We start from the raw sequence: 16,730 nt of genomic DNA on the forward strand, positions 1-16,730 counted from the left end.
CTCGGTTCTCCAGGGCCGGCCGGCAACGGCGCAAGGCCGACGCGGCTCGGGTGGGCAGGTGGCGGACAGCCTAGTGCGTGCGGGGGTGGACGCGCCTCGTCCGTGGGCCCGCGAGGGCGCCCGTCCGGCGCGGGCGCGTCCGGCCCCGCGCGCTCGGCCGTCCGGTCCGCCCGCCGCGGCGGACTCCGGCGGGTGTGGCAGGCTGTCCCCATGCGCTACTGGGACTGGTTCGGCGACGGCTCGCTCGTCGTCTGCGACCTCGGCCTGGCGTGCTGCGTGGTGGAGCTGGAGGCCGCAGCGCTGGGGCGCGTGCGGTTGGACGCCGCGCCCGACGGCGCCCAGGTCGCGGTCGTCGTCGCGGGCACCGTCACGGACGCGGTGGCGCCCCTGGTCCGCAAGCGGGTCGCCGACCAGCCGGGCGACCCGATCGTCATCGCGTTCGGCGCGTGCGCGTCCGCGGGCGGCCCCTACTGGGACTCCCCCGTGGTCACCAAGGGCGTCGACCAGCTCGTCGCCGTCGACCACTACGTGCCCGGCTGCCCACCCAGCCCCGGGGCGCTGGACGAGGTGTTCGCCGCCCATGCCCGCTGATCGCTTCCCCGCCGACGAGGTCCGCCGGGTCGAGCCGTCCTCGTGGCTGGCCGTGGTGCGCGCGGCGGCGTCCGGCCGGGCCTTCGACTGGCTGGGGGCCGCCGACGAGATCGGGCGCTCGAACCACCTGCGCGTCGTGTGCCGGCTGCGCGCCACGGGCGGCGACGCGCTGCGGCTGGAGACCCTGATCGACCGGGACGACCCGCGGCTCGACTCGATCGCAGAGGTCTACCCCGGCGCTTCCTGGCACGAGCGGGAGGCCCGCGACTTCTTCGGCATCGCGTTCACCGGCGGCGACAACCGCCCGCTCCTGCTGCGCGACGGCTTCGGCGGACGCCCGCTGCGCAAGGACTTCGTCCTCGGCGCCCGGGTGATCAAGGCCTGGCCCGGCGGCAAGGAGCCCGGGGACGCCAAGGCGGCCGGGCGCCGCCGCATGGTGCCCCCGGGCGTCCCCGACCCCGAGGTGTGGGGCGACCGCGAGGGCGCGCCGGCCTCCGCCGACGAGGTGGCCGCGTCCGTCGTCGGCGGCCGGGTGCGGAGGCGCCGATGAGCGTCGTCCCGCACTCGTCGATCCGGCTCATCGAGGACAGCTGCACCTCGTGCATGATCTGCGCGCGGGAGTGCCCGGCCTGGTGCATCGCCATCGACAGCCACACCGAACCGCTGCCCGGTTCACCGCCCGGGCCCCGTCAGCGCACCCGCAACGTGCTGGACTCGTTCGTCCTCGACTGGTCCCTGTGCCTGTACTGCGGCATCTGCATTGAAGAGTGCCCCTTCGACGCCCTGGAGTGGGCCGGGTCGAACGTCGCCGCCGCGGACGTCCTGGGCGGCCTGCGACACGGACGCGACCAACTGCGCTGACCCTCGGGCGGCGGATCGGCCCCCAAGCCCTGCGCCCCACCGCCGGACCCCAGGCCCGGCGCTCCTCCCGTCCATTCCCGGACGCCACATCTCACCGGATGGACACGCGGTCCGGTACTTTCGGTCAATTTCAACAAACCCGATGGCCGGCGTTCCCCCTAGCTGGAGCGATTTTGGGCGTCAGCACCCCGGCCCGCGGGACTCTCGCCGCGGCGTCCGGGCCTGTCGGAGCAGTTACAGTGAACGCATGCGTATCGGACAGCAGCTGAACCTCGTGGGTCGCCCCCACGTGGATTTCGGTCGTGTCCTGTCCTCGATGTGTTGCGCGTCCTGACGCGCCCGCATCAGCACAAGCTTTCGCTAACCGGGCCGTAGACGCCCGGTTTCGTCGTTTCTGACGCCGCACGCGCCTCGGCCCTCCACTACCCAGGACCACGAACGAGGCGATCCAGTGAGCACTCCCCCCGCAACCACCGAGCGCGTCCGCGCGGCGTCCCCTGGCCGGAGCAACGGCCAGTGGCTCGTCGACGGCAAGGCGCCGCTGAACCACAACGAGGAGTTCAAGGCCGAGGAGAACCCCCTCGCCGTCCGCTCCCGAATCGAGACCATCTACGCCCGCGACGGGTTCGACTCCATCCCCGACGACGACCTGCACGGCCGGATGCGCTGGTGGGGGCTCTACACCCAGCGCAAGCAGGGCCTCGACGGCGGCCGCACCGGCACGCTGAGCGCGGACGAGCTCTCCGACCGCTACTTCATGATGCGGGTCCGCTGCGACGGCGGCGCGCTGACCACGGAGCAGCTGCGCGTCATCGCGGGGATCTCCACCGAGTTCGCCCGCGGCACGGCGGACATCTCCGACCGGCAGAACATCCAGCTGCACTGGATCGAGGTCGAGAACGTCCCCGAGATCTGGCGCCGCCTCGAGGCCGTCGGCCTGTCGACCACGACCGCCTGCGGCGACACCCCGCGCGTGTTCCTCGGCTCGCCGGTCGCCGGCATCGCCGCGGACGAGATCATCGACCCGACCCCGGTCATCGAGACGATCCTCGAGCGCTACCTGGGCAGCGAGGAGATCGCGAACCTGCCGCGCAAGTTCAAGACCGCGGTCACCGGCCACCCGAGCCTCGACGTCGTGCACGAGATCAACGACATCAGCCTCGTCGGCGTCGTCCATCCCGAGCTCGGTCCCGGCTTCGACCTGTGGGTCGGCGGCGGGCTGTCGACGTCGCCGCGGCTGGCCGAGCGCCTCGGCGCGTTCGTCACCGCCGAGCAGGCCCCCGACGTCTGGTACGGGGTCGTGCGCATCTTCCGTGACTACGGCTACCGCCGGCTGCGCAACAAGGCGCGGCTGAAGTTCTTGCTCGCCGAATGGGGCGCCGAGAAGTTCCGCCGGGTGCTGCAGGACGACTACCTCGGCTACGAGCTCGCGGACGGCCCCGCCCCCGCCGTGGCGACCGGCGTCGGCGACCACGTCGGCGTCCACGACCAGAAGGACGGCCGCAAGTACGTCGGCTTCGCCCCGACCGTCGGCCGGGTCTCCGGCGAGACCCTGACCGCGCTGGCCGAGGCGGCCGAGGCTGCGGGATCCCAGCGCATCCGGCTGACCCCGCACCAGAAGGTGCTCGTCCTCGACGTCGAGCCCGCTGAGCTGGACGCCCTGCTGGCCGCGGGCGAGGAGATCGGCCTGACCGCGACCCCGTCGCCGTTCCGCCGGCACACGATGGCCTGCACCGGCATCGAGTACTGCAAGCTCGCGTTCGTCAACACCAAGGACACCGCGGCCGAGACGATCGCCGAGCTCGAGCGCCGCCTCGACGGCGTCGAGATCGACACCCCGATCACCCTCAACGTGAACGGCTGCCCGAACTCGTGCGCGCGCATCCAGACCGCCGACATCGGCCTGAAGGGCCAGCTGATGAAGAGCCCGGACGGCGCCGACGAGTTCGCCTACCAGGTGCACCTGGGCGGAGGGCTGGCGTCCCAGACGCGGGACGACCCCGGCCTCGGCCGCACCGTCCGCGGGCTGAAGGTGCCGGCGGCCGACCTGACCGACTACGTGGAGCGGGTCACCCGATCGTTCCTGGCCGGGCGCGCGGACGGCGAGACGTTCGCGTCCTGGGCCCACCGCGCCGACGACGAGGAGCTGCGATGACCGCCGTACAACAGCAGAAGCCGCACGGCCCGGGCCGCGCCCGCTCGGCGGACGAGCTGAAGGCCCTGGTCGTCGAGGGCAACGCGACCCTCGGCCCGGACGCCTCCGCCGACGACGTGGCCCGCTGGGCCGCCGAGACCTTCGGCGACGCCGTCGCGGTCGCGTGCTCGATGGCCGGCGACACGGTCGTCCCGCACCTGGTGGCGCGGGCCCACCCCGGCGTCGACGTGCTGTTCCTGGAGACCGGGTACCACTTCCCCGAGACCCTGGGCACGCGTGACGCCCTGGCGGCCACCATCGACGCGAACATCGTCGACGTCCTGCCCGACCTCACGGTCGCCGAGCAGGACGCCGAGTACGGCGAGAAGCTGCACGACCGCGACCCCGCGGCCTGCTGCGCCATGCGCAAGGTCGACCCGATGAACCGCGAGCTCGCCAGCTACGAGGCCTGGGTGACCGGCGTCCGGCGCGAGGACAACGCCCTGCGCGCCAACACGCCGCTCATCGAGTGGGACGAGAAGCACCAGATGGTGAAGATCAACCCGCTCGCCGCCTGGACGTTCGACGACGTCCTCGACTACGCCGGCAGCCACGGCGTGCCGGTGAACCTCCTGCTCACCGAGGGCTACCCCTCGATCGGGTGCGCGCCCTGCACGCGCCCGGTCGCCCCCGGTGAGGACCCCCGGGCCGGCCGCTGGGCCGGCCTCGCCAAGACAGAATGCGGACTGCACACATGAGCATCGATACCGAACTTCCGACCGCCGCGGGCGTGACCCAGCCCGAGGCGCCGACCCACCAGCTGAGCCACCTGCAGGACCTCGAGAGCGAGGCCATCCACATCTTCCGCGAGGTCGTGAGCGAGCTCGAGCGCCCCGTGCTGCTGTTCTCGGGCGGCAAGGACTCCGTCGTGATGCTGCACCTGGCGGTGAAGGCGTTCTGGCCGGCGCCCGTGCCGTTCCCGGTGCTGCACGTCGACACCGGGCACAACTTCCCCGAGGTCCTCGAGTTCCGCGACCGCACGGTCGAGCGGCTCGGGCTTCGCCTCGAGGTGGCCCGCGTCCAGGACTACCTCGACGACGGACGCCTGCTGGAGCGCGCCGACGGAACCCGCAACCCGCTGCAGACGCAGCCGCTGCTGGACGCGATCGCCGAGCACCGCTTCGACGCCGTCTTCGGGGGTGGCCGCCGGGACGAGGAGAAGGCCCGCGCCAAGGAGCGCGTCGTCAGCCTGCGCGATGAGTTCGGGCAGTGGGATCCCCGCAACCAGCGCCCCGAGCTGTGGAACCTCTACAACCCGCGGCACCGGCCCGGCGAGCACGTCCGGGTGTTCCCCCTGAGTAACTGGACCGAGCTCGACGTCTGGCGCTACATCGAGGCCGAGAAGATCGACCTGCCCGACCTCTACTACGCCCACGACCGTGAGGTGTTCCTCCGCGACGGCATGTGGCTCGCCGTCGGCGAGGTGAGCCAGCCGCGCGGCAGCGAGCAGGTCGAGACCAAGCGCGTCCGCTACCGCACGGTGGGCGACATGTCCTGCACCGGCGCCGTCGAGTCGGACGCGGCCACCGTCGCCGACGTCATCGCCGAGGTCGCCGTCACCCGCATCACCGAGCGTGGCGCCACGAGGGCGGACGACCGCCTGACCGAGGCCGCCATGGAAGACCGCAAGAAAGAGGGCTACTTCTGATGAGCACGCTGCTACGCCTCGCCACGGCGGGGTCCGTCGACGACGGCAAGTCCACGCTGGTGGGCCGCCTGTTGTACGACTCGAAGTCGGTGCTGGCCGACCAGCTCGAGTCCGTGGAGCGCGTCTCCCGCGACAAGGGCCTCGGCCACGTCGACCTGGCGCTGCTCACCGACGGGCTGCGCGCCGAGCGGGAGCAGGGCATCACCATCGACGTCGCGTACCGCTACTTCGCCACGCCGCAGCGGACGTTCATCCTCGCCGACTGCCCCGGGCACGTGCAGTACACCCGCAACACGGTGACCGGCTCGTCCACCGCGGACGTCCTGGTGCTGCTCGTCGACGTCCGCAAGGGCATGCTCGAGCAGACGCGCCGGCACCTCTCGGTGGGCCAGCTGCTGCGCGTCCCGACCGTCATCGTCGCGGTGAACAAGATCGACCTCGTCGACTACGACGAGGCCCGCTACCGCGAGGTCGCGGCCGAGATCGACCACGTCGCCGCCGAGTTGGGCGTGCCCAACCTGGTGACGCTGCCGGTCTCGGCCCTGAACGGGGACAACATCGTCGACCGCTCCGAGAAGACCCCCTGGTACGGCGGCCCGTCGCTGCTGGAGCTTCTCGAGGCCGTGCCCCCGGAGACCGAGGTGGACGACCAGCCGTTCCGGTTCCCGGTGCAGCTCACGATCCGCCCGCAGGAGGCCGCCGTCGACCCGCAGTACCGCGAGTACCGCGGGTACGCCGGCCAGATCGCCTCGGGCGTCGTGCGTCCCGGCGACGAGGTCGTCGTGCTGCCGTCCGGACGGCGCACCCGCGTCGCCGGCATCGACACCGCCGACGGCCCTCTGGACGAGGCGTTCGCGCCCCAGTCGGTGACGCTGCGCCTCGACGACGACATCGACATCAGCCGCGGCGAGCTCATCGCGTCCGTCGCGGGCGCGCCCACCCCGACCCAGGACCTCGACGGGATGGTCGCCTGGCTCTCCGAGCGCCCGTTGCGCGTCGGGCAGAAGGTGCTGGTCAAGCACACGACCCGCACCGTCCAGGGGATCGTCCGCGACATCTACGGCAAGCTCGACCTCGACACGCTGGCTCCGGCGGCGTCCGAGACCCTGGAGCTCAACGACCTGGGACGCGTCCGGCTGCGGCTGGCCGCCCCCGTCATGGCCGAGGACTACACGACGTCGCGCCGCACAGGCTCTTTCCTGCTGATCGATCCCCAGACCGGCGGCAACCTCGCCGCGGGCATGGTGCGCGGCGAGCAGGCCTTCGCCGACGGCGCCGCAGTCGAGGCAGACTCCGTCCTGAACTGGTCGATCTGATGCGCCGGCTGCTGTTGCTGGGCGTCGTCGGCCTGCTGGCCCAGCTCGTGGACGGCGCGCTCGGCATGGGCTACGGCGTCACGTCGTCGTCCCTGCTGCTGATGGTCGGCCTCAGCCCGGCGCTGGCCAGCGCCTCGGTGCACCTGGCCGAGGTGGGCACCAACATCGCCTCGGGCGCGTCCCACTGGCGGCTCGGGAACGTCGACTGGAAGCTCGTCGGACGCCTCGGCGTCCCGGGCGCGATCGGCGCGTTCGCCGGTGCCACGTTCCTCTCGAAGCTGTCCACCGAGGCTGCCACGCCCGTCATGGCCGTGCTGCTCGGCGGACTGGGCGTCTACATCCTGTTCCGGTTCGCCTTCCGCGCCCCGGCCCAGGCGCACAACCGGCGTTCCCCGCACGGCAGCCGCTTCCTGGTTCCGCTCGGGCTCGTTGGAGGCTTCGTGGACGCCACCGGTGGCGGTGGCTGGGGACCGGTCGCGACGACGACGCTGCTCAGCGCCGGCAAGACCGCGCCCCGGACGGTCGTCGGCTCGGTCGACACGTCGGAGTTCATGGTCTCGACGGCCGCGAGCGTCGGCTTCCTCGTCGCGCTCGGCACCGCCGGCATCGACCTGGGCATCGTGCTCGCGCTGCTCCTCGGCGGCATCATCGCCGCCCCGATCGCGGCGTGGCTCGTCAGCCGGCTCCCCGCCCAGGTGCTGGGCGTCGGCGTCGGCGGCCTGATCGTGCTCACGAACCTGCGCACGGTGTTGGCGAGCGCCGGCGTGACCGGCGCGGCGTCCGTGGTGGCCTACGCCCTCACCATCGCCGTCTGGGCCGCCCTGGTCGCCTGGACCGTCGTGCAGCACCGCCGCCAGCGGGCGACCGAGCATGCCGCGGCCGACGACGTGCCCGCGGAGGTGGAGCGCGTATGACCCGCCCGTCCCTCGTCATCGCCCTGCACGGGACCCGGCACGCCGCCGGGCTGACCGTCGCCGGCGAGCTGCGCGACGAGGTCGCCCGGCAACTACCCGGCGTGGACATCCACCTGGGCTGGGTCGACATCCACGACGAGTTGCTCGATACCACCCTCGCCGGCCTCGGCCCGGCGGTCGTGGTGCCGGCGTTCCTGACCGCCGGTTACCACGTCGAGCACGACGTGCCGGAGGCCATCGCCACGGTCGGCGGGCGGGCCGTGGCGTCCGAGCACATCGGCCTGGGTGTCCTGGGCGCCGTGCGCGATCGGCTGCTCGAGGCCGGGCCGCTGGGCGACGCCGTCGTGCTGGCTGCCGCCGGGTCCAAGCGGGTCGGGGCGCTGGGCGAGGTGCAGGACGCCGCGCGCGTCCTGGCCGCCTGGATCGACCGCCCCGTCCGCGTCGGCTACCTCTACGCCGCTCACCCGAGCGTCGAGGAGACGGTGGCCGGCCTGCGCGCCGAGGGGTTCGCCGACCTCACGGTGGGGACCTACGCCCTCGCCCCCGGGCTCTACGCCGACCGCCTCGCGGCCCTGGACGTCCGTGCGGTCGCCAGGCCGGTGGGCCTTCACCCCGAGTTCGTGACCGCCATCGCTCAGCGGTACCGTTCGAAGGTTCCCGCCCTCGCCATGTGAGGACGCGTGTATTTTCGTAACTGAACCCTTGTAGATATCCTGAGCGAACCCGTTGAAAGAGATCCCGTGACGTCCACTCTCCACTCGCTCGACCGCGTCGTGATCCGCTTCGCCGGCGACTCCGGCGACGGCATGCAGCTCACCGGCGACCGCTTCACCGCGGACAGCGCCGCGTTGGGCAACGACTTCGCCACCTTGCCCAACTTCCCCGCGGAGATCCGCGCCCCGCAGGGAACGATCGCCGGGGTGTCGAGCTTCCAGCTGCACTTCGCGGACACCGACATCCGCACCCCCGGCGACGCGCCGGACGTGCTCGTCGTGATGAACCCGGCCGCCCTGAAGGCGAACCTGCCCGACCTCGCGCGCGGCGGCACGATCATCGCCGACGCCACCGACTTCACCAAGCGCAACCTGACGAAGGTGGGCTACGAGTCGAACCCGCTCGAGGACGGCACCCTGGAGGCCTACCAGGTGCACGCGCTCGACCTCACTGGCCAGACCGTGGCCGCCGTCAAGGACTTCGGGCTCGGCCGCAAGGAGGCGTCCCGCGCGAAGAACATGTACGCGCTAGGCCTGCTCAGCTGGCTGTACTCCCGTCCGCTCGACAGGACGATCGAGTTCCTCGACGCGAAGTTCGACCATCTGCCTCAGATCCGCGACGCCAACAAGGCGGCGCTGAAGGCCGGCTACGACTACGGCGAGACCACCGAAGGCTTCGCCGTCCGTTTCGAGGTCAAGGCCGCACCGCTCGAGACCGGCCTCTACCGGCAGATCACCGGCAACAAGGCGCTCGCGATGGGCCTGATGACGGGCGCGGCGAAGGCTGGCCTGAAGCTCTTCCTCGGCGCGTACCCGATCACGCCGGCGTCCGACATCCTGCACGAACTGTCGAAGGTCAAGAACCACGGCGTCATGACGTTCCAGGCCGAGGACGAGATCGCCGCCATCGGCGCGGCGCTCGGCGCGTCCTACGGCGGCAACCTGGGCGTGACGTCGACGTCCGGTCCGGGCATGGCGCTCAAGAGCGAGTTCATCAGCCTCGCGACCATGCTGGAGTTGCCCCTGGTGATCTGCGACGTGCAGCGCGCGGGCCCCTCCACCGGCATGCCGACGAAGACCGAGCAGGCCGACCTGCAGCAGGCCCTCTACGGACGCCACGGCGAGGCCCCGGTGCCGGTGCTGGCCGCCCAGTCTCCGGGTGACTGCTTCACCACCGCGTTCGAGGCGTGCCGCATCGCGCTGAAGTACCGCACACCCGTCATCGTCCTCACCGACGGCTATCTCGCCAACGGCGCGGAGCCGTGGCTGGTGCCCGACCTGGAGGCGCTGCCGGCCATCGATCCCGGGTTCGCGACCGAGGCCAACGGGCCGGACGACACGTTCCTGCCCTACCTGCGCGACGCCAACCTGGCCCGCGCGCTGGCCGTCCCCGGCACCCCCGGGCTGGAGCACCGCATCGGCGGCATCGAGAAGGCCGACGGCACCGGCAACATCAGCTACGCACCCGCCAACCACGAGCTGATGGTGAACCTCCGCCAGCAGAAGGTCGCCGGTATCGTCCGCGATATCCCCGACGTCGTCGTCGACGACCCGAGCGGACGAGCCGACACGCTCGTCGTCGGGTGGGGCTCCACCTGGGGCCCCATCGCGGAGACCGCCCGCCGCGTCCGGCTCAGCGGCCGTGACGTCGCCGTTGCGCACGTGCGGCACCTGAACCCGCTGCCGGGCAACCTCGGCGACGTGCTGCGCGCCTACCGCCGCGTCGTCGTCCCCGAGATGAACCTCGGCCAGTTCACGTCGCTGCTGCGCTCGACCTACCTGGTGGACGCCCGCGTGTACTCCCGGGTGCGCGGCCTGCCCATCTCCCCGGCGGAGTTCGAGCCCGACCTCATCGACATCGTCGACGGAAAGGACGTCCGATGACCACGACCACCGAGCACCAGGCCGCCATCGAGGACGCGGCCGCCGCCCCCCAGGGGCTGACCCGCGTCCCGCTGAGCCTCACCCCGCTCAACCGCAAGGAGTTCATCTCCGACCAGGAGGTGCGCTGGTGCCCCGGCTGCGGTGACTACGCCGTGCTCGCCGCGTTCCAGTCGCTGATGCCGCAGCTGGGCCTCAAGCGTGAGAACACCGTCATCGTGTCCGGGATCGGCTGCAGCTCGCGCTTCCCGTACTACCTCGACACGTACGGCATGCACTCGATCCACGGGCGCGCTCCGTCCATCGCGACCGGGCTCGCCATGACGCGGCCCGACCTGGCGGTCTGGGTCGTCACCGGCGACGGCGACGCGCTGTCGATCGGCGGCAACCACCTGATCCACGCGCTGCGGCGCAACGTGAACATCACGATCATGCTGTTCAACAACCGCATCTACGGGCTGACGAAGGGTCAGTACTCGCCGACGTCCGAGGAGGGCAAGGTCACCAAGTCGAGCCCCAACGGCTCGATCGACCACCCGTTCAACCCCGTCGCGCTGGCGCTCGGCGCGGAGGCCACGTTCGTCGCGCGCACGGTCGACTCCGACCGCAAGCACCTGACCGAGGTGCTGACCGCCGCGGTGAACCATCGCGGCGCCTCCCTGGTGGAGATCTACCAGAACTGCCCGATCTTCAACGACGGCGCGTTCGACGGCCTCAAGGAGCAGAACTCCCCCGCCCTCATCCCGCTGCGCGACGGCGAGCCGATCATCTTCGGCGCCCAGCAGCATCTCGGCGTGGCCCGAGACCACCGCACCGGCAGCCTGGAGGTCGTCACCGTCGCGGACGTCGGCGAGGAGAACCTCATCGTCCACGACGCGCGCAGCGAGGACGCTGCCCAGGCCCTGGCGATCGCACAGCTGACCGACAGCCAGGCGCTGTCGTCGGCCCCGATCGGCATCTTCCGCGACGTCGACCGGCCGGTCTACGACGACGAGGCGCGCGCCCAGGTGACGGTTCCGGATGCTAACAATCGAATAAGTGAATTACAGCGTCTCGTTACGGGTCACGACACATGGACTGTGTGATCGAGCTGCCTTATCGTTACACGGTGTCCTCGAATTCCTCCGAATCAGGTCTGCACGCGCGGTTGGCCTCGGCGCTGCGCGATGCGCGCCGTAGACGAGACCTGACGGCCGTCGCCGGTCTCGCCGGCGCGTCCACCGCTCTGGCCGAGGCCGAGAGCATCCAGCTCCCCGGAGAAGCACTCGCCATCCTGGCCGCGTCCTGCACCCCCACCAGGATCCCCGTCGGCGACCACCAGGTCCGGCGCATCCTGCTCGAGCAGTGCGACGGACGCGAGCGTGAGGCCGCCGCGTGCCTCGCCCAGGGCGAGACCGTCCGCGCCGAGCGCCTCCGCGGGGAGGCCGCGGCCATCAGCGGCGTCCTGTTCGACGCCTGACCAGCGCCTGTGGCGGCCTCGCGCCCGGCCGTCCGCACAGCACGTCTGCATAACTTCGACGCGTAACCGGCGCAGGAACTGCCGGGGACGGGCCGTCCGTTCTAGGCTAGGGTGACCCGACTCCCCCTTCCCCCTCGAAAGGAACGCGATGGCCGACACGAAGAACGCCCCTGCCCCAGAAGATCCAGCCAAGCCGGACTCGCCGGCGAAGCTCAAGGGCGGTGACTGGAAGTACGTGTTGCGCACCACGATGCGGGAGTTCGGCGATGACGGGTTGTCCGACCTCGCCGCCGGACTCACGTACTACACCGTCTTGTCGATCTTCCCGGGGTTGATCGCCCTGGTGTCGATCCTGAGCCTGTTCGGACAGAACGCCGACGCCGTCAACTCCCTGCTCGGCGAGGTCGGTCGCATCGTCCCCCAGGACACGATGGCGACCATCATGCCCGTGCTGCAGAACCTGCTCACGGCGCCCGCGCCGGGGCTCGGCCTGGTGTTGGGCATCCTGACCGCGCTGTGGTCGGCGTCCAACTACGTGAAGGCGTTCGGCCGCGCGCTGAACCGCATCTACGAGGTGCCCGAGGGACGGGGCCCGATCAAGCTCAACCTGACGCAGTATCTGCTCACCGCCGCCATCCTCGTGCTCGTCGCCGTCGCGCTGGTGCTGATCACCGCTTCCGGGCCGATCCTCGACACCATCGGGCAACTCTTCGGGCTCGGCTCGCTCTTCCTGACGGTGTTCTCGATCATCAAGTGGCCGATCCTGCTGATCGTGGCCATCCTCATCGTCGCGATGCTGTACTACTTCACCCCGAACGTGCGCCAGCCCAAGTTCCGCTGGATCAGCCCCGGCGCCGTCATCGGACTCGTGATGGCCGCGGTCGCGGGCGGCGCGTTCGCGCTGTACGCCGGCAACTTCGGTAGCTACGACGCCACGTACGGCGCCCTCGCCGGCGTCATCATCTTCCTGTTCCTGCTCAACATCATCAACCTCGCGCTGCTGTTCGGCGCCGAGTTCGATGCCGAGATGGAGCGAGCCCGTGAGCTCCGCGGCGGCATCAAGGCCGAGGAGGACATCCAGCTGCCCCAGCGCGACACCGCAGCCTCCGACAAGAAGGAGAAGAAGGCCGAGAAGGACTACGCCGACGGCCGCCGCATGCGGCTCGAGGCCACACACGGCAACGACGTCGTGGGCGCGCACGAGGACACCGTCCAGACCCACCGCGCCGGAACCGACCAGTCGCCGAGCAAGGGCAGCCACAAGGTGTCCTCGGCCCAGCTGAAGGAGCTCGACAAGAAGGAGAAGGAGGCCGAGAAGCGCCGGCGCGAGGCCGCGAAGTCCTCCACGCACCCGCGCGACCACTTCGGCTACGACGTCGACGCGCCCGACCCGAAGGACCTTCCGCCGCGGCGTCCGGTCGACCACTACCCCGACAAGGACTGACCGTCGGGGCACCACCGTCATCGGGGTCCCCGGGTCCGGCGCGAGGAATCGTGTCCGGCCCCGGGGACCCCGATTAGTCTGGGGTGATGAGCACCTTCGACACCGAACCCGCCGTCCGGCCGGCCGATGACCTGTACCGCCACACGAACGGGCGGTGGCTGCAGGCGACCCAGATCCCGGCCGACAAGGGCCGCTACGGCGTCTTCCACCGGCTGCACGACAATGCGGAGGCGGACGTCCGCGACCTGATCACCGAGCTCGGCGAGGGGTCGCCCGAGCCCGGCACCGACGCCGCGCGGGTGGGAAACATGTTCGCGTCCTTCATGGACACCGAGCAGATCGAACGCGCCGGGCTCGACTGGCTCGGGCTGGAGCGCATCGAGTCCCTCGACTCAGTCGACGAGCTCACCTCGTATCTGGGGTGGTGCCTGCGCTCGGGCGTGACGAGCCTGCTGAGCGTCGGGGTGGACGCCGACCCGGGCGATCCGCAGCACTACCGCCTGTTCCTCAGCCAGGACGGCATCGGGTTGCCCGACGAGGAGTACTACCGCCTCGAAGAGCACGCCGACATTCGGAGGGCCTACCTGCGGCTCATCGAGCGGCTGCTCCAGTTCGCCGGGGACGACCCGGCCGCCGCGCACGCTGTGCTCGACCTCGAGACGCGCATCGCCGCCCTGCACTGGGACAAGGTGCGCTGCCGCGACCTGGTGGCGTCCTACAACCCGGTGGACCAGGCGGACCTCGGTTGGCCGTGGGACGCGATCCTGCTGGCCGCGGCGGCGGACGGCGTGGGCGGCCTGGTGCTCAGCCAGCCGTCCTTCTTCAAAGGGGTGCCCGAACTGCTGAACGCGGTCGACCTCGGCGTGTGGCGCAGCTGGGCTCGGTTCCACCTGGTGAAGGACAGGGCGTTCGCGCTGCCCGGGGCCGTGTACGACGCGTGGTTCGACTTCTACGGCAAGACGCTGCAGGGCATCCCCGAGCAGCGGGAGCGCTGGAAGCGCGGCGTCCAGGTGGTGCAGCGCTACCTCGGAGAGATCGTCGGCAAACTCTACGTCGAGCGCCACTTCCCCGCCGACGCCAAGCAGCAGGTCGGCGTCCTGGTCGACCGGCTGTTGCAGGCCTACGGCGAGTCGATCCGGTCGCTGGAGTGGATGGGAGAGCAGACGCGCGCCGAGGCGCTGGAGAAGCTGGCGAACTTCACCCCCAAGATCGGCTACCCGGACCGGTGGCAGGACTACTCGGCGCTCACCGTCGAGCCGGGTGACCTCCTCGGCAACGTGGAGCGGGCCAGCGAGTTCCACTTCGACGAAGACATCGCCAAGGCGTCCGGGCCGGTCCGCGACTGGGAGTGGCTCATGACGCCGCAGACCGTGAACGCCTACTACCACCCGCTGCGCAACGAGATCGTGTTCCCGGCGGCGATCCTGCAGCCGCCGTTCTTCGACCCGGACGCCGACGACGCCGAGAACTTCGGCTCCATCGGGGCGGTGATCGGGCACGAGATCGGGCACGGCTTCGACGACCAAGGGTCCACGTGCGACGGGCAGGGCCGGCTGCGGAACTGGTGGACCGACGACGACCGCGCCGCGTTCACCGCCCGCACCAACCGGCTCGTGGACCAATACTCCGCGCTGAGCCCCGCCCAGCTTCCCGGACGCCACCTGAACGGCCAGCTGACCCTCGGGGAGAACATCGGCGATCTCGGTGGGCTGGCGATCGCGCACCGGGCGTGGGAGCTGTCCCGCGGCGCTGCCGGTGACGGGGCCGAGGCGTCCACGGAGGGGGACGGCGCCACGGGGGCTCGCGTGGAGGATGTCGACCGGCCCGGGGCCGCCGGGCTCCCGGAGAATCCCGCGCCCTCGAACCTTGCTGCCACCTCCGAGCCGTCCCCGCAGGCCGAGGCTTCCGGGCAGGCTGAGCCGAACCTCGAGCAGCGGTTCTTCCTGAGCTGGGCGCGCGCGTGGGCTGAGAAGGTGCGCGACGAGGCGCTGTCCGAGCAGATCGCGACCGATCCACACTCCCCCGCGGAGTTCCGGTGCAATCAGGTGGTCGCCAACATCGACGCGTTCTATGACGCGTTCGGGGTGCGGGAGTCCGACGGGTTGTGGCTCGATCCCGCCGATCGCGTCCGCATCTGGTGACGACCGCGGGACGCGGGGGCCCTGCAGCCTCCGCGTCCCGGCTCAGGCCTCCGCGGCCGGGGCGGCTCGCAGCGCGGCGAGCGTGTCGCGGATCAGCGCCTTCAGGGCGTCCTCGTCGTTGTCGAGGTCGACGACCCGGCGGGGAAGATCCTCGAGGCCGGCGAAGGACGCCGGACGTTCGACGTCGTGCCCGAGAGCTTCGTTGATCGTCTCGGAGAACTTCACGGCCAGCGCCGTCTCCAGCACCACCGCTGGCTCGGCGAACGCGACGCCCTCTGCCCGCAAGGTGCGGACAACGTGAACGCCGTCCGCGGTGTGCGGGTCGATGATGATCGCCCGCGACTCGAACAGCCGGCGGATCTCGTCCAGCCGATCGGCATGGGTCGACGAGCCCGACACAAACCCGTACCGCTCGCGCAACGTGCCGAACTCGGGGAGGCCTGAGAGGTCGAACGCGCCGGTCGCGGAGAGTTCGTCCACGAACAGCTGACGCACCCGCTCGCCGTCGCGTCCGAGAAGGTCGAAGACGAACCGCTCGAAGTTGGACGCCTTGGAGATGTCCATCGAGGGGCTCGACGTCTCGTGGGTCTCCGCGCCCGTCCGGATGCGGTACACGCCGGTGCGGAAGAACTCGTCCAACACGTTGTTCTCGTTGGTCGCCAAGACGAGCGTGTCGATCGGCAGGCCCATCTCGCGGGCGACGTGCCCGGCGCAGATGTTGCCGAAGTTGCCCGACGGGACGGCGAAGCTGACCCGCTGATCGTCGCTGTCGGTGACGCGGAGCCAGAGGGCGACGTAGTAGACGACCTGGGCCACGAGGCGCGCCCAGTTGATGGAGTTGACCGCTCCCAGGTGATGCTCGGCCTTGAAGGCGAGGTCGCTGTTGACGGCCTTGACGAGGTCCTGGCAGTCGTCGAACACACCGTCCACCGCGACGTTGATGATGCGGGGATCGTCCAAGGTGAACATCTGCGCCTGCTGGAACGGCGTCATCCGGCCGCGGGGCGTGAGCATGAAGGTGGTGACGCCGCGCTTGCCTTTCATCGCGTATTCGGCAGCCGACCCGGTGTCGCCGCTCGTCGCGCCGACGATGGTGATCACCTGGCCACGGCGGCCCAGCTCGAACTCGAAGAGCTCGCCGAGAAGTTGCATCGCCATGTCCTTGAACGCGGCGGTCGGGCCATTCGAGATGCGACCGAGGGCCATCCCGTCGCCGATGTCGGCCGTGGTCACGACTTTCGGGTCGGAGAACTTGCCCGGGGCGTAGGCGTGTTGGGTGAGGCGGCGCAGGTCGGCGTCGCTGATGTCGTCGATGAAGAGCCTCAGCACCTCGAAGGCGAGCGCGGGGTAACCGTCCTCGGTGAGCGTGCGCCGCCAGTCGGCCAGCGTCGCCTTGTCGAGTCGCGGGTAGCGCTCCGGCACGTAGAGGCCGCCGTCGGGCGCGAGCCCCTCGAGGAGGATGTCGCAGAACGAACGGGGGGTCTGATCTGCCGTGCCGCGGGTGGAGACGTACTTCACCCGGCCAGCCTAACGGCGCACGCCCCCGGGACGATCGAGCGCCCATGAGC

15 protein-coding genes are annotated in these 16,730 nt (G+C 70.9%); 14 read left to right on the forward strand and 1 reads right to left on the reverse strand.

Features of this window, described 5'->3' with window-relative positions:
* Positions 1-210: 210 nt before the first annotated feature.
* The 14 genes from BN1187_RS01635 to BN1187_RS01700 all read left to right on the forward strand — a co-directional run bounded on the left by BN1187_RS01635 (position 211) and on the right by BN1187_RS01700 (position 15,162).
* Entirely contained in the window at positions 211-591 is a 381-nt protein-coding gene (locus BN1187_RS01635) for an NADH-quinone oxidoreductase subunit B family protein (RefSeq protein ID WP_040158176.1), read from the forward strand.
* Positions 581-1,141, forward strand: coding sequence for an NADH-quinone oxidoreductase subunit C (locus BN1187_RS01640; protein ID WP_052462161.1), 561 nt, complete (start codon positions 581-583; stop codon positions 1,139-1,141). The genes BN1187_RS01635 and BN1187_RS01640 overlap by 11 nt, the downstream gene beginning before the upstream one ends.
* Positions 1,138-1,452 (forward strand): NADH-quinone oxidoreductase subunit I, encoded by a 315-nt coding sequence (locus BN1187_RS01645; protein ID WP_052462162.1) that lies wholly within the window; start codon positions 1,138-1,140, stop codon positions 1,450-1,452. Before BN1187_RS01640 ends, BN1187_RS01645 begins: the two co-directional genes overlap by 4 nt.
* 451 nt (positions 1,453-1,903) lie before the next feature.
* Positions 1,904-3,607, forward strand: a complete 1,704-nt coding sequence (locus BN1187_RS01650) for a nitrite/sulfite reductase (protein ID WP_040158178.1) — start codon at positions 1,904-1,906, stop codon at positions 3,605-3,607.
* Positions 3,604-4,344: a phosphoadenylyl-sulfate reductase gene (locus BN1187_RS01655; protein WP_052462163.1), complete on the forward strand. Its 741-nt coding sequence runs from the start codon at positions 3,604-3,606 to the stop codon at positions 4,342-4,344. The genes BN1187_RS01650 and BN1187_RS01655 overlap by 4 nt, the downstream gene beginning before the upstream one ends.
* Positions 4,341-5,294 (forward strand): sulfate adenylyltransferase subunit CysD, encoded by a 954-nt coding sequence (gene cysD, locus BN1187_RS01660; protein ID WP_040158182.1) that lies wholly within the window; start codon positions 4,341-4,343, stop codon positions 5,292-5,294. Before BN1187_RS01655 ends, cysD begins: the two co-directional genes overlap by 4 nt.
* Entirely contained in the window at positions 5,294-6,610 is a 1,317-nt protein-coding gene (locus BN1187_RS01665; protein ID WP_052462164.1) for a sulfate adenylyltransferase subunit 1, read from the forward strand. Before cysD ends, BN1187_RS01665 begins: the two co-directional genes overlap by 1 nt.
* Positions 6,610-7,524, forward strand: coding sequence for a sulfite exporter TauE/SafE family protein (locus BN1187_RS01670; protein WP_040158184.1), 915 nt, complete (start codon positions 6,610-6,612; stop codon positions 7,522-7,524). Before BN1187_RS01665 ends, BN1187_RS01670 begins: the two co-directional genes overlap by 1 nt.
* Positions 7,521-8,198 (forward strand): sirohydrochlorin chelatase, encoded by a 678-nt coding sequence (locus BN1187_RS01675; protein WP_040158187.1) that lies wholly within the window; start codon positions 7,521-7,523, stop codon positions 8,196-8,198. Before BN1187_RS01670 ends, BN1187_RS01675 begins: the two co-directional genes overlap by 4 nt.
* A gap of 66 nt (positions 8,199-8,264) precedes the next feature.
* Positions 8,265-10,121, forward strand: a complete 1,857-nt coding sequence (locus BN1187_RS01680) for a 2-oxoacid:acceptor oxidoreductase subunit alpha (protein ID WP_040158188.1) — start codon at positions 8,265-8,267, stop codon at positions 10,119-10,121.
* A complete protein-coding gene (locus tag BN1187_RS01685) occupies positions 10,118-11,203 on the forward strand; it encodes a 2-oxoacid:ferredoxin oxidoreductase subunit beta (RefSeq protein ID WP_052462166.1) in 1,086 nt (361 codons plus the stop codon). The genes BN1187_RS01680 and BN1187_RS01685 overlap by 4 nt, the downstream gene beginning before the upstream one ends.
* Before the next feature lie 23 nt (positions 11,204-11,226).
* Positions 11,227-11,577: a hypothetical protein gene (locus BN1187_RS01690; RefSeq protein ID WP_147675043.1), complete on the forward strand. Its 351-nt coding sequence runs from the start codon at positions 11,227-11,229 to the stop codon at positions 11,575-11,577.
* 148 nt (positions 11,578-11,725) lie between these two features.
* On the forward strand, positions 11,726-13,021 hold the full coding sequence (locus BN1187_RS01695; protein WP_072041926.1) for a YihY/virulence factor BrkB family protein: 1,296 nt from the start codon (positions 11,726-11,728) through the stop codon (positions 13,019-13,021).
* A gap of 86 nt (positions 13,022-13,107) precedes the next feature.
* Positions 13,108-15,162: a M13 family metallopeptidase gene (locus BN1187_RS01700; protein WP_040158193.1), complete on the forward strand. Its 2,055-nt coding sequence runs from the start codon at positions 13,108-13,110 to the stop codon at positions 15,160-15,162.
* 42 nt (positions 15,163-15,204) lie between these two features.
* Here the strand turns inward: BN1187_RS01700 and thrC are convergent, their stop codons facing one another.
* Positions 15,205-16,680: a threonine synthase gene (gene thrC, locus BN1187_RS01705; RefSeq protein WP_040158195.1), complete on the reverse strand. Its 1,476-nt coding sequence runs from the start codon at positions 16,678-16,680 to the stop codon at positions 15,205-15,207.
* Positions 16,681-16,730: the final 50 nt, after the last annotated feature.

The sequence above is a fragment of the Nigerium massiliense genome, from assembly GCF_000826085.1.
Lineage (GTDB): Bacteria > Actinomycetota > Actinomycetes > Propionibacteriales > Propionibacteriaceae > Propioniciclava > Propioniciclava massiliense.

Coding starts and splice junctions, on each gene's coding strand:
- BN1187_RS01635 (WP_040158176.1), top strand. CDS start 211: ATGCGCTACTGGGACTGGTTCGGCGACGGCTCGCTCGTCGTCTGCGAC.
- BN1187_RS01640 (WP_052462161.1), top strand. CDS start 581: ATGCCCGCTGATCGCTTCCCCGCCGACGAGGTCCGCCGGGTCGAGCCG.
- BN1187_RS01695 (WP_072041926.1), top strand. CDS start 11,726: ATGGCCGACACGAAGAACGCCCCTGCCCCAGAAGATCCAGCCAAGCCG.
- BN1187_RS01655 (WP_052462163.1), top strand. CDS start 3,604: ATGACCGCCGTACAACAGCAGAAGCCGCACGGCCCGGGCCGCGCCCGC.
- cysD (WP_040158182.1), top strand. CDS start 4,341: ATGAGCATCGATACCGAACTTCCGACCGCCGCGGGCGTGACCCAGCCC.
- BN1187_RS01645 (WP_052462162.1), top strand. CDS start 1,138: ATGAGCGTCGTCCCGCACTCGTCGATCCGGCTCATCGAGGACAGCTGC.
- BN1187_RS01685 (WP_052462166.1), top strand. CDS start 10,118: ATGACCACGACCACCGAGCACCAGGCCGCCATCGAGGACGCGGCCGCC.
- BN1187_RS01700 (WP_040158193.1), top strand. CDS start 13,108: ATGAGCACCTTCGACACCGAACCCGCCGTCCGGCCGGCCGATGACCTG.
- BN1187_RS01670 (WP_040158184.1), top strand. CDS start 6,610: ATGCGCCGGCTGCTGTTGCTGGGCGTCGTCGGCCTGCTGGCCCAGCTC.
- BN1187_RS01675 (WP_040158187.1), top strand. CDS start 7,521: ATGACCCGCCCGTCCCTCGTCATCGCCCTGCACGGGACCCGGCACGCC.
- BN1187_RS01665 (WP_052462164.1), top strand. CDS start 5,294: ATGAGCACGCTGCTACGCCTCGCCACGGCGGGGTCCGTCGACGACGGC.